The organism is Clostridium sp. Marseille-Q7071 (assembly GCF_965112025.1).
On record NZ_CBCOPR010000001.1, the window covers coordinates 3,863,465 to 3,877,191 of the forward strand.

7 protein-coding genes are annotated in these 13,727 nt (G+C 30.5%); 1 reads left to right on the forward strand and 6 read right to left on the reverse strand.

All coding sequences use genetic code 11. The annotated features are described in order from the left end of the window. Positions 1 to 448: 448 nt before the first annotated feature. Positions 449 to 901: a GNAT family N-acetyltransferase gene (locus ACWPW7_RS18425; RefSeq protein WP_454054689.1), complete on the reverse strand. Its 453-nt coding sequence runs from the start codon at positions 899 to 901 to the stop codon at positions 449 to 451. Positions 902 to 1,110: 209 nt separating this feature from the next. Between ACWPW7_RS18425 and nifJ the strand changes: the two genes are divergently transcribed. Further along, the gene (gene nifJ, locus ACWPW7_RS18430; protein ID WP_454054690.1) at positions 1,111 to 4,638 is read left to right on the forward strand and encodes a pyruvate:ferredoxin (flavodoxin) oxidoreductase; all 3,528 of its coding nucleotides are present in this window, start codon (positions 1,111 to 1,113) and stop codon (positions 4,636 to 4,638) included. A gap of 105 nt (positions 4,639 to 4,743) precedes the next feature. Here the strand turns inward: nifJ and ACWPW7_RS18435 are convergent, their stop codons facing one another. The 5 genes from ACWPW7_RS18435 to ACWPW7_RS18455 form a co-directional block, all read right to left on the reverse strand. Continuing rightward, the gene (locus tag ACWPW7_RS18435) at positions 4,744 to 4,881 is read right to left on the reverse strand and encodes a CDIF630_02480 family spore surface protein (protein WP_454055537.1); all 138 of its coding nucleotides are present in this window, start codon (positions 4,879 to 4,881) and stop codon (positions 4,744 to 4,746) included. 292 nt (positions 4,882 to 5,173) lie between these two features. Then, positions 5,174 to 5,440 (reverse strand): hypothetical protein, encoded by a 267-nt coding sequence (locus ACWPW7_RS18440; RefSeq protein ID WP_454054691.1) that lies wholly within the window; start codon positions 5,438 to 5,440, stop codon positions 5,174 to 5,176. Between the two features lie 230 nt (positions 5,441 to 5,670). Further along, positions 5,671 to 6,435: a MerR family transcriptional regulator gene (locus ACWPW7_RS18445; RefSeq protein ID WP_454054692.1), complete on the reverse strand. Its 765-nt coding sequence runs from the start codon at positions 6,433 to 6,435 to the stop codon at positions 5,671 to 5,673. 238 nt (positions 6,436 to 6,673) lie between these two features. Then, positions 6,674 to 8,011, reverse strand: coding sequence for a sigma-54 interaction domain-containing protein (locus ACWPW7_RS18450; RefSeq protein WP_454054693.1), 1,338 nt, complete (start codon positions 8,009 to 8,011; stop codon positions 6,674 to 6,676). Positions 8,012 to 8,273: 262 nt separating this feature from the next. Continuing rightward, positions 8,274 to 13,532: a SpaA isopeptide-forming pilin-related protein gene (locus ACWPW7_RS18455; RefSeq protein WP_454054694.1), complete on the reverse strand. Its 5,259-nt coding sequence runs from the start codon at positions 13,530 to 13,532 to the stop codon at positions 8,274 to 8,276. Positions 13,533 to 13,727: the final 195 nt, after the last annotated feature.

Below are 13,727 nucleotides of genomic sequence, written 5' to 3' on the forward strand. Positions count from 1 at the left end.
ATATTAATATTAACGGCCTATTTATCATTTACAAATACTATAACATATTTTTTAAAATTTGGTGAAGGTAATAATTCTTGTTATTTTGAATACTTCTTAACACTTTTTCTCCTTAACCTTTTCATAGTTTAGCCATTTAATATATATAACATATTATTTTTTTGTAATGAAGTTGTAATTTTTTTTCAGAATAAAGAATAAATTGATTATAATTATGAACCGTCCCTTATGTCGTAAACATAGTTTAACTTCATATATGTATCCCATAAAAAAAGAACCGATGTTTATCGATTCTCTTGATTTTATAAATAAAACTAATTCATATATTATATTCATATTTAATTATTTATTTTAACTGGTTAATAACCCATATATATTTTTATAAGCTTTTCATTTAACTATATCAACAATAGCATCATTGCTAATCAAATTTTCAATGCTTATCATCCTAAAAAATGTCATACATAAAGATATTATCTTCGTTGCACTTAAAGCCATGCTTTTCATAAAATTTACGAGCTGGAACATCTTTTTTTGTAATCAGCGTAATACAGTGAATACTTTTTGATGCCAGATATTCTTTAATATAGCTCATTAATTTTGACCCCACACCATCATTTTGTAAATTATTATCTATAAAGTATTCATTTATATAATATTCTTTACCTTCATACCAACTTCTTGTATGTCCAAAACAAGCACCTACTATATTGTCATTTTTCCTAATCACAAATCCAATAAATACAGGATTATCCATAAATTCTTTTAAATAATTAGCTGCATGTTCTATTGACTCCCACTTATCAAACCATGGTTCGCTGCTAAAAACTTTCACCATCAAATTGGCACACTCTTTAAGTTCAGATTTATTCATAATACTTGCTTCTAACTTAAAATTCATATTATTCATCCTTTCACTAACTATAGATCTCTTTTTCTATAATCTTTATTCTATTAACTACTGATTTTATTCTAACTAATTATTATGAAAAAATCACTTTATGGAGATAACATTAATTAATTTGTGTTATTTATGAATTCAATGTTAATCCCTAGTAAATACTAGTAAAGAATGTGAGTTATTTAAGTTATAATAAGGAGGAATTCAATATGTCAAAGCAAATGAAAACCATGGATGGAAATCAAGCTGCTGCTGAAGCTTCTTATGCTTTTACTGAAGTTGCAGCTATTTATCCAATAACACCTTCTACACCCATGGCTGAAGGAGTAGATGAGTGGTCTGCTCATGGTAAGAAAAATATCTTTGGGCAACCAGTTAAGATTGTTGAAATGCAATCAGAAGCTGGTGCTGCTGGTGCTGTTCACGGCTCTTTAGTGGCTGGTGCACTGACAACTACATATACTGCTTCTCAAGGATTACTTTTAATGGTCCCTAATATGTATAAAATTGCAGGAGAATTATTACCTGGAGTATTTCATGTAAGTGCTCGTGCAATTGCTACTCATGCTCTATCAATTTTTGGAGATCATCAAGATGTTATGGCTACAAGACAAACAGGATTTGCTCTTCTAGCTTCATCAAATGTTCAAGAGGTTATGGATTTAGCCAATGTTGCTCATTTATCTGCTATTAAAGCAAGAATACCTTTCTTACACTTCTTTGATGGCTTTAGAACATCTCATGAATATCAAAAGATTGAAGTTATAGATTATGATGATATTGCAAAAATTGTAGACTATGATGCAATACAAAGTTTTAGAGATAGTTCTTTAAATCCTGAGCATCCTTCCATTAAAGGAACAGCTCAAAATCCTGATATCTACTTTCAACAAAGAGAAGCTGCAAATAAATTTTATGATGCAACACCTGATATAGTGGAGAACTATATGAGGGAAATTGAAAAAATTACTGGAAGAATATATCACCCTTTCAATTACTATGGAGACCCTAATGCAGAGCATATAATTATTTCAATGGGTTCCGTTTGCGATACTGCAGAAGAAACTATAGATTATTTAATGAAAAAAGGTGAGAAAGTAGGTGTTCTTAAAGTACATCTATATAGACCATTTTCTCCTGATTATTTCTTTAAAGTTCTTCCTAAATCAGTTAAAAAAATTGCTGTGCTAGATCGTACTAAAGAACCTGGCTCTGTAGGTGAGCCATTATATTTAGATGTATTAAAAGTATTTTATAATCATCCAAACAAACCTATTATAGTTGGTGGAAGATATGGTTTAGCTTCCAAGGACACCAGACCATCACAGATCTTTGCTGTATTTAATAATCTTAAAAATGCTGAGCCAAAAGATAGATTTACTATAGGAATTGTAGATGATGTTACTAATACTTCTTTACCTGAAGAAGATATAATTGAAACTACTCCAGAAGGAACTATAAGATGTAAATTTTATGGTTTAGGATCTGATGGAACAGTTGGTGCTAATAAGACTGCAATTAAAATTATTGGTGATAATACAGATCTCTATTCACAAGCTTACTTCTCTTATGATAGCAAGAAATCTGGTGGAAGTACTGTATCTCACTTAAGATTCGGTAGTAAACCAATAAAATCTCCATACCTAGTCTATGAGGCAGACTATGTGGCTTGTCATAATAAGTCCTTCTTATACAACATAGATGTATTAAAAGGTTTAAAGAAAAATGGAACTTTTGTATTAAACTGTCCTTGGAATGAAACTGAATTAGATGATGAACTTCCTGCTTCAGTAAAAAAATATATTGCAGAAAACAACATCCAATTCTATATAGTCGATGCTATCTCTATAGCGCAAGAATTAGGATTAGGCTCTAGAATTAATATGATAATGCAATCTGCATTCTTTAAATTGGCTAATATTATACCTATAGAACAAGCACTAGAATATTTAAAAGAGTCTGTTGAAAGTGTTTATGGTAAAAAAGGTCAAGATATAGTAGAAGCAAATAAAGCAGCTATTAATAATGGTGTAACAGCAATTCATAAAGTCAATGTTCCTACAAATTGGGCAAACTCAGAGGATATAAATATAGCTAAAAAAGAAGTACCTGAATTTATTGAAAAGATTGAAAGACCTATGGCAAGGCATGAAGGTGATGAACTTCCTGTCAGTGCCTTTAATGGTATGGAAGATGGATCTTATCCTCCAGGTGTAACAGCTTATGAAAAACGTGGTATTGCTGTTATGATTCCTGAATGGCAAATTGATAAATGTATTCAATGTAATCAATGCTCTTACGTTTGTCCTCATGCTGTAATAAGAGCTTGTTTACTAAATGATGAAGAAAAAGAAAAAGCACCAGATACCTTTGTAACTAAAAAACCACTAGGTAAAGGCTTTGAAGATTTACACTATCGTATTCAAATAAGCCCACTTGATTGTACTGGCTGTAGTAACTGTGCAGATATATGCCCTGCTCCAGGTAAAGCTTTAATAATGAAACCTGCAGAAGAACAAATTAAAGAGCAAAGTGAAAATTTTGAATTTGCTATTAATAATATTACTACTAAAGAGGGTTTAATGAGCTTACACACATTAAAAGGAAGTCAATTTGCAAAACCATTATTAGAATTCCATGGTGCTTGCCCTGGCTGTGGTGAAACACCTTACATAAAACTATTAACTCAGCTTTACGGAGATAGAATGATGATTGCTAATGCTACAGGTTGTTCTTCTATTTGGGGAGCTAGTGCACCATCTATGGCTTATACTACAAACGCTCTTGGCAAAGGACCGTCTTGGGGTAATTCATTATTTGAAGACAATGCTGAATATGGATATGGGATGTTCCTAGCTGTTAAACAAATGAGAGAAAAATTGGCTGACTTAATGAAAGAAGCATTAACAATGGAAATTAACACTGAACTGAAGGAAGCTTTTAAGGAATGGTTAGAGGGAATTGATGATGCTGATATTTCAAAAGCAGCTACCACAAAAATATTAGAAGCTATAAATAAGGAAAACTTTAAAGAAATTAATGTGTTAAAAGAAATAATGAATAAAAAAGACTACCTAATTAAGAAATCTCACTGGTTAATTGGTGGAGATGGCTGGGCATATGATATAGGATATGGTGGATTAGATCATGTATTGTCTTTAGGCGGTGACGTAAATATATTTGTAATGGATACAGAAATATATTCAAACACTGGAGGACAGTCCTCAAAAGCAACTCCTACTAGCGCAGTGGCTAAATTTGCTGCAGCAGGTAAGAAGTTAAGAAAGAAAGACCTTGGATTAATGGCTATGAGCTATGGAGATGTTTATGTAACTCAAATATCTATGGGTGCCAATATGAATCATACTATTAAGGCTATTACAGAAGCTGAAGCTTATAAGGGTCCATCATTAATTATCGCTTATGCGCCTTGTATAAGCCATGGAATTAAAACTGGAATGGGAACTAGTATAGCACAAGAAAGGAAAGCAGTAGAATCAGGATATTGGCATCTATACAGATATAATCCTTTACTAAAAAATGAAGGTAAAAATCCATTTATATTAGATTCTAAAGAACCTAAAGAATCCTATAGAGACTTTATCAATGGAGAAATACGTTACTCATCTTTAATGAAAACTTTCCCTGATAGTGCTGAAGAAATGTTTAAACTATCAGAAGCTCATGCTCGTGAGAGATATGATATCTATAGAAGATTAGCAGAAATGCAATATTAAAAACTTAGAATTTTAAAAAAGTCTAACCTTGTGTACTGCGACCAAAGTTAGACTTTTTTATTACTTCGTTATAACTTAATTTTTAATTTAAAGTAACTATTTTATTTACTTCTCATTTCCATCTACATATTCTTTAGCATTTTTTACACTTCTTTCGCTAGGTACAGTAACTCTAGAAACTGGTTTAGTTTTATGAATATTAGCCCAAGCAGCTGTTTCATGTTTTTCAATAGGTACTTCCATAAAACTATCTTTAACTTTATCTTTTTCCACAATAATACCTCCTCTCCTAAAATAACATCTTAATTTTTAGAAATATAATCTTATATAGAACCTCATTTTTTCATATTTTATATTTCTTCAATATCAAAAACATTATACATTTTAGTCAACTCTACTAAATAATTTGATTTTTATTCAATTATTGCTGTATCTTTAATCTTTTATTTACCTTAATTTTAATAAGTCTTATTGCTTATTTATTAAAAAGAAATGAAGATACCTATGCTACACTACCTTTAAACATTTTTATAAATTAATTCATATAAACATCTACAACCTCAGCTACATAATCATCCATTCCTGATCTTGCTAAAACCACAATAGATTCTTTATTTCCACCAATTTGTACACTATAGGCTTCTGCACCAATATTATCTAACTCTTCATTTCTATTTACAGTTATTTCTTTTTTATTTGCCACTCCATAATCCTCAAGTATTCCTGCAACCCTATTTTCTACATCACCTGTTGGACATTGAAGTATTTTTATTCTCTCAATGGCATCTTTAAACTTTTCCATATAACTATCCTCCCCAAATATTTTTTCTTTTTTATTATTTCCTTTTAGCTACTTTTAATTCTATTGATAACTCTACTTTTTTATCCTAGTACATTTTTTATATGAAACTAAAAACACATCTTCTTGAAAATTTTCAGCGTCGCAACCATTACTATAAAATTCTTTTATAACTTTTATCGTAAAAAAGCGACTGGTTTTAACCAATCGCTTTTTCTTTTATATTGCAAATATTATTCTTTCATACCTGTATAAATAAGAATTGCATCTCGTAAAAATGCTGCTGTTCCTGGATAATCTTTATCGTAATATAACCTGAATCTTTCATCATCAACATACATTTGCGCAAGGCCTGCATGTGCCTCTTTAGTATAATGATCCCAAGAATAATTTAGCCATTTACGATGCAAATCCGCTGCTTTTTGTGCAAGCTCACCTGCTGGATCGCCAGTTGCAAGGGCTGCTTTCAGTGTATCAATTACAGTTTCACCTAGTTCTTCGAACTGCTTATATTGTTCCTCAGTCATACCTTTGATCATTTTATTGGATTTATCGATTACGTCATTTCCATATTTTTTTCGAATTTCTTTACCATACTTTTTTTCATTATCATCAATCATTTTTTGCTTAAACCCTTCAAATTTTTCTTGATCACTCATTTTAATCCCCCCTTCTGTTAAATTTATGGTTTTATCCACATTGGCTATTAACAGATCTAATTGTTTTCTTTTTTCTAGGAGTTTTTTCCGATGTTCTCTAAGTGCCTCTACTCCATCAAAGGAAGGTGAAGTGATTATATTCTTTATACTGTCTAAACTTACACCTAATTCTCTATAGAACAGTATTTGTTGTAATCTATCAACTTCTTCTTTACCATAAATTCTATATCCTGATGAATTAATTCTTGCCGGCTTAAGAATTCCTATTTCATCATAATACCTAAGTGTTCTAGTACTAATACCTGCTAATCTACCTAATTTTTGCACTGTATATTCCATACCTTCACCTCCTTACAACATTACTTTACACCTTTACGTAGCGTTAATGTCAATAATAATTTTAAATCATTTTACTTTTTATAGATTATGGAAGAGTCTTTAAAATGTCTAATAAATAAAAAGGTTATTATTCCTAAATTGGAGAATAATAACCTTTTTATTATAATTTACTCATTAAAAAACCTGATTAAATCGATGTTACTTATATTTTTTTAAGGTTAAGAAATGCAAATAATTTTTAGCTAAGCTTATAATAAAGAGTTGATAAAGATATTCCTAAGCACTTTGCTGCTTCTTTTTTACCATCAACAGTATCACCAAAATACTCAATTGCCTTACTAATTTCTTCTCTTTCAATTTTTTTAATTTTATCAGGAAGATTACAAATTCTTAGCTCTATTTCCTCTGAGTTTTCAATAATAGCCTTTGGTAAATTCTCTTCTCTTATAACTCCATCTTTAGCAATTACAGATGTAAATTCAAGAATATTTTTCATTTCTCTTGCATTACCAGGCCAATCATAATTATAAAGTAAAGCTTTCACCTTATCCGTTAAAGATATTTTTCTTTTAAGTCTATTACTTAATTTTTGTAAATAAAATTCTAATAAATATGGTATATCCTCTCGTCTTTCTCTCAAAGGTGCTATATGAATAGGAAAAGCTGCAATTCTATAATATAAATCTTTTCTAAATTTTCCTTCTTCAGTATATTTCATTAAATCTACATTACAAGCACAAATTATTCTAACATCTATATCAATTTCCTTAATTCCTCCAACTTTCCTAATACTACCTTCTTGTAATACCCGTAATAATTTTGTTTGTAACGAATAGTCCATTTCATATATGTTATCTAGAAATATAGTCCCTTGATTTGCACTTTCAAGCAAGCCAATTTTTCTACCCTTTTTACCCTCAGTAAAAACTCCATCTTCATATCCAAATAATTCACCTTCTAACATTGTAGGTGTCAAAGTTGAGCAATTTACAACTACAAAAGGATACTTACTTCTTTCACTCTCATTATGTATGGATTGAGCATATACTTCCTTACCACTTCCACACTCACCTTCAATAAGCACAGGAACATCTGAATGTGCAATTTTTTGTGCTATATTTTTAGTAAGCATTGAAGCATCATTTACAGCAATAATATTTTCAAAAGTATATTTAGTTCCATTTGTACAATGAATCTTCTCCATTAAATACTTATTCTCTCTCTCTAGCTTTTTAACCCTTTTGTTCAAATAAATATCATCACTTAAAAATGTAACTATAAATATACCTTCAAATGCTTCTTTACCTGCATTAATAGGAAATATGTTACAGAAGTACTCCTCATCGCTTTCTTCGCATAAAACTCCTATTTTAGGTACTCTTGTTTCTATTACATCTTGTATTACCGACTCTGGGCAAATATTCTTTATATGTAATCTTTTAATATCATCAAGATTTTCACCTAACAATCTTACATAAGCTTTATTAAAAAATAATATATTTTCATCTTTATCTATAATTAATATTCCTTCACTTAAAGAATTAAATATTTTCTTCATCCATTCTGTAATTTTCATTGGTATCTCCTTCTTAATACAATCATATAACATTAATACATATTCATATTTTCATATGAATAAAAATAATTACTTAATGTATTAATTATTAATTTATTGTTGATATTCAGTAATAGAACCAAACACATCCTTTCTGATTATTTGTTTAAACTATAATTAGTTTCTATAGGATTTAGTGTTTGGTTCATTATATTTTTGATTATTTATAAAGTAATGTAACTTTAAAACATACTTTATTAAAATTAATATTAGCTATCTTTGTCTAATTTTCTTTTCTTTTAAATATAAATCCAATTCCCATAAGAATTGATATACTTCCTATCAACATTAAAATTCTATTGCTTATTCTACCTCCGGTTTGAGGAAGTCCTCCAGTTTGAGGAAAATTTGAAGTACCTTCTATAAAAACAGCTTCATGTTCATTCTGTACAACAAATCTCTGTATTTTTGAAGAACTAACTGAAATCTTTAAAATCTCATCATTTAAGTTATAACCCTTAGGTGCCTTTGTTTCCTTGATGGTATAAACTCCATAGCTGACATTCTTAAACATTGCAATTCCGTTCTTATCACTTACTGTTACAGCTACCTCTTTTCCTGCCTTGTCATATAATGTGAACTCTGCTCCTTGCAATGCATCGCTATTTATGTCAGTCTTTTTAATTTCAATTGTTCCTCTGATCTTACTATTTTTAAACTCATAAGCATAGGTTGCACCATTCTTATCAACAAATACTTCTATTTTATCCTGTGATGCTATATATTCTTTAGGAGCCTTTGTCTCCCTAACTTTATAGTTTCCATATATAACATCTTTAAATAATACAACTCCATCTGCTCCTGATATGGAAGTCTTTACTGCCTTGCCTTTAGAATCATATAGTGTGAACTCTGCTCCCTGAAGTGCTCTTCCTTGCTGATCCAACTTTTTAATCTTAATAACTGCTTTGATCCTATCATTTTTAATGTTTCCTAATTCATAAGTTTTTCCATACTCAGCTATATCAACAAAAATTTCCTTATCTGAAATAATGTATCCTTTTGGTGCTTTTATTTCCTTTATTGTATAACTTCCATAGTCTACATTATTAAATTGAACACGTCCTTTTACATCACTAGTTGCAGTATCTAAAGGATTTTTAAACTCTCTATCAGTATCCTTATAAAGTTTAAACTCTGCCCCCTCAATCGCACTTCCATCTTCTCCAACTTTATAAAGCCCTATTATTCCTTTAATCTTTGTATTTAGAACTGTATATGGAGATGCCTGTACTGTGACTCCATCTTTATTGATAGTTGCAGTAATAACTTGAGTAGAAAGGCTATATCCAGCAGGTGCCTTTGTTTCTCTTATCTTATAATCACCATACTCTATACCCCTAAATTGAACACGTCCGCTTTCATCACTGGTTGCAGTATCTAAAGGAGTTTTAAAGTCTCTATCACTATCCTTATAAAGCTTAAATTCTGCACCTTTAAGCATATTTCCATGCTCTCCTGCTTTATAAAATTCTATTGTTCCTATAATTTTTGTATCATCCTTTGTTATCGGGTCATCAACATTTCCTGGATTGTTTGGAATCTTTGTATTGGAGAATTTATATGGCTCTGCATGAACTATAACTCCATCTTCATGAATAGTTGCAGTAATAACTTTAGTTGAAGTACTATATCCAGAAGGTGCTTTTGTTTCTTTTATATTATAATCTCCATATTCTACATTCTTAAATTGAACATGCCCTTTTTCATCACTAACCACAGTGTCTAAAGGATTTTCAAACTTTTTATCCGTACTATTATAAAGTTTGAATTCTGCACCTTTAAGTGGAGCTCCAGATTCTCCTACTTTATAAAACTCTATACTTCCTCTAATTTTTCTATTAGAAATTTCATATGGATTTCCCTGTATTGTAGATCCATCTTTATCAATAGTTGCAGTTATAATTTCAGTAGAAAGACTATAACCAGTAGGTGCTTTTGTTTCCTTTATATTGTAGCTTCCATACTCTATATTTTTAAATTGAACATATCCATTTTCATCACTGGTTGCCATATCTAAAGGATTTTCAAAATTCTTATCAGTATCCTTATAGAGCTTGAATTCTGCACCTTTAAGTGGATTTTTTTCTTCCCCTATCTTGTAGAATTCTATTATGCCAGTAATCTTATCATTCTTATAATTATAGGTTATTTCCTTTTTGTCATTACTATTTTTAAGTTGGAATTTATATAATTCATTACTTAACTTATATCCTGTTGGAGGAGTTTTTTCCCTCACATAGTAGTCAATATCAAATTTAAGCTTATCAAATATAATTTCACCATTTTCTCCTGTTATCGCTGAAGTCCTTATGACATTCTGATATAAATCAAGTAATTCAAAAACTGCACCTTGAAGTTTTTTCGTTGAATCTTTGCCATCTACCTTTATAACCTTAATACTTCCAGTTGTTCCAGTACCACCACCACCGGATCCTTGGAATGAAACAACTACTCCTAATGAAGTTGAAGATTGAGTTATGCCTGTTCCTGAAAGAGAAACAGAATTTGTAAATGGTGATTTTGATTTATCTGTAACATCCGTTCTGAAAGTTAATAAATATGCTTCACTAGTTAAATTAGGTAATGTAAAGATAAATTCTCTTGTTGCAAAATCATACTTTACACTATTTTCACTCAGTGCAACTTCATCACCTTTTATAAGAGTTCCATCTGGTTTCAAAATTTGTTTATATAGTTTTACTGAGGTAGTATCTAATTCTAATCCTTCTTGAAGTATATCTATTATAGAAACGTCCTTCATTAGAATCTTATTTGAATTGATGATTACTTCCCAATCAATGTAAGACTTTCCTAATGTATAATTTGCACTTTTTCCAATTATGGTGTTTTTAATCTTTGCAGTTCCAGTACTTTCTACACCTCCTGGTACTAAATCATCGATCAAAGTTGCAGTATTTTGGTACTGCTTTTCACCATTAGTTGCAAAATCTGAAAGATCTTTAATTTTTGTCTTAAAAGTAATTATCTGCTGTGAATCAATCTTAGGAGGAAAATTGTATCTTAATGTATTAGTCTTTTTATCATAACTATAGTTTGCCTTATCAGCATTAGTTCCATTTATCATAACAGAATCATCAATAAATTCTTGTCCCTCACTTATGACATCTATAACATGAGCGTTGGAAAGAATCATATTGTTCTTATTAACTACAACTCTCCAAGTTATTTCTCTAGTTGTATAATCAAACTCTGCACTTGCTTTATTAATTACTTGACTTTGAACCCTTTGAGTTCCTTGATGATTTGAAGGTGGTATATTATCACCAGTCAATATAGCAACATTGTAATAGTCCTTATTTGTATTTCCTGCAAATACTTTAGGATCAGTTACTCTTGTTCTAAAAGTAATTGTATAGGTATCATTAATTTGTTTATTAAACTTATATGTGAGAGTTCCAGTCTTTTCTTTATCATTTTGATCTGCTTTTATATAGTTGAAGCCATTTGCATCTGCTCCATTATCAATTTTTGCTGACCCTTCCACATATTCCTGACCTAATCTGATCTCATCTTTAACTATTGCATTATCAATTGTGGTCTTATTGCTATTTACAATAACTCTCCAAGTAATTTCTCCTGTAGCCGCATTATATCCTAGTCCGTCTTTTCTTATAACACTACTTGGAACACCCACTCCTTTACTATCTGAAGCATTACTTGGAACTCCAGTCCCTGTCAAAGTAACTGTATTTTTATATTGTTTTGAGTTGTTAGAATTATATGCTCCTGGGTCAGTTACATCTGTTGAAAATGTGATTTGATGTGGTTCATTAATTGCAGACGGAAAACTATATGTGAATTTTTGACCTTCCATTGTATAATTAGTGATTTCAACTCCGTCTAACTTTACAGATCCTTTGGTTAATGTAAGCCCTTCAGGTATATCATCTGTAACCACTGCGTTTGGAATATATTGAGCATTATTATTCACATAAATAATCCAATTTATCTTTTTTGTTGTTGCATCATAGTTTCCATTTTTTCTTATATAATCTGTATAAATTTCCACTGAAGCTTCATTTGACTCTATACTAACTCCATCATGATTCAAAGTTGCTTTATTATATTGGTAGGTTCTGTTTCCTTCAGATTCAAAGGCCTTTGGATCTATAACCTTAGTTTTAAATGTTATTATCTGCTCAGTATTAATAACATCAGGGAAATTGTATACTAATCTTCTGCTTCCTGTATCATAGCTATAATTTGCACTATATGCATCCCTACCGTTAACTTTAACAGAATTTGCTACAAATTCTTGACCTTCTTGTATATCATCAATAATCTGTGCATTATTAATTTTCACATTTTCTGGGTTAACTATCACTTTCCATGTGATTTCATTCTTAGATGCATCATAGTATCCTTCTTTATAAATAGAAGCCTCTGGAGTTTCAGGTTGTTCAAAATTCACCTCTATAGTGACAGGATCACCAGTTCCTCCAAGGTCAAAAGTAACTGTTACAGGATTTCCTTCTCCTATTTCTTTCTCATCGAAATGAGTTTCTACATAAAAATATCCTGATACATTTGAATGACGCTCTGCATAATCCGTAAAAACAATAGTAACTTTTTTATCAGTACCTATAGTACATGTACCAAGAGATTCACCATTTTCATCATTCACCGGAAAAGACATTTCATATAATATCTCTATTTCCTTTGGTATCTCCATGGTATAGATGTCACCTTTTTTTACTTGTACTTCATTTGGTATTGCAAAAGTATAATTTAATTTAACTACTGAATTTTTGTTAATTGGCTTAGAATCTTTATCGATTGGCTCTCCCTTTTCATCTGTAAGACTTATACCAGTAATAAACTGAAATGCCTTTGCAGTTTCTTCTTCTTTAATATTAGTTTCAGGTATAATAGGTGAATTATCAGTTCCTTCTTTATCCACAGGAATATCTGGATTTACGGGTTGCTCAAAATTCACCTCTATAGTAGCAGAATCGTTAGGTCCTCCAAGATGAAAAGTAATTGGTACAGGATTTTTATCTCCTATTTGCTCCTCATTAAAACGAGCTTGCACATAAAAATCTCCTGAAATATCTGAGTGTTCTTCTTGGCAATCATTAAAAACAATATTAACTTTTCCATCAGTACCTATAGTGCATGTTCCTATAGATTCACCGTTTTCCTCATTAAGTGAAAAAGACGTTTCATCTAATATCTGTATTTCCTTTGGTATCTGCATGTTATAAGTGTCATCTTGTTTTACTGATACTTCATTTGGAATTGCAAAAGTATAATTCAATTTAATCTCTGAATTTTTACTAATTGGATTAGACTGGCTGTCAATAGGTTCTCCTTTTGCATCTGTGAGGCTTATACCTGTAATAAATTGAAATGTGTTTGCAATTTCTGCTGCTTTGATCTCAATTGCAGGTGCAATAATTGAAAGTTGAAAAAACAAGGTAATCACCATTGCAATTATAGAAATTTTTTTCTGTTTCATCTTCCTCCTCCTTGTAAATTAGATCATGCATTGATGCCTTAATTCCCTAAACCTCTCTAAAAGTAATTAAGACATTAACAGTAATTAATATGAATTAAATCATCCTAATATGAAGCAAAGCTTCATATTGCTAAATTTCAACTCATTATTTTTATGGTAATATTTGAGCCTCACAAATTTATCACACAAAAAAAG

Coding starts and splice junctions, on each gene's coding strand:
- ACWPW7_RS18445 (WP_454054692.1), bottom strand. CDS start 6,435: ATGGAATATACAGTGCAAAAATTAGGTAGATTAGCAGGTATTAGTACT.
- ACWPW7_RS18440 (WP_454054691.1), bottom strand. CDS start 5,440: ATGGAAAAGTTTAAAGATGCCATTGAGAGAATAAAAATACTTCAATGT.
- ACWPW7_RS18435 (WP_454055537.1), bottom strand. CDS start 4,881: ATGGAAGTACCTATTGAAAAACATGAAACAGCTGCTTGGGCTAATATT.
- ACWPW7_RS18425 (WP_454054689.1), bottom strand. CDS start 901: ATGAATTTTAAGTTAGAAGCAAGTATTATGAATAAATCTGAACTTAAA.
- ACWPW7_RS18455 (WP_454054694.1), bottom strand. CDS start 13,532: ATGAAACAGAAAAAAATTTCTATAATTGCAATGGTGATTACCTTGTTT.
- ACWPW7_RS18450 (WP_454054693.1), bottom strand. CDS start 8,011: ATGAAAATTACAGAATGGATGAAGAAAATATTTAATTCTTTAAGTGAA.
- nifJ (WP_454054690.1), top strand. CDS start 1,111: ATGTCAAAGCAAATGAAAACCATGGATGGAAATCAAGCTGCTGCTGAA.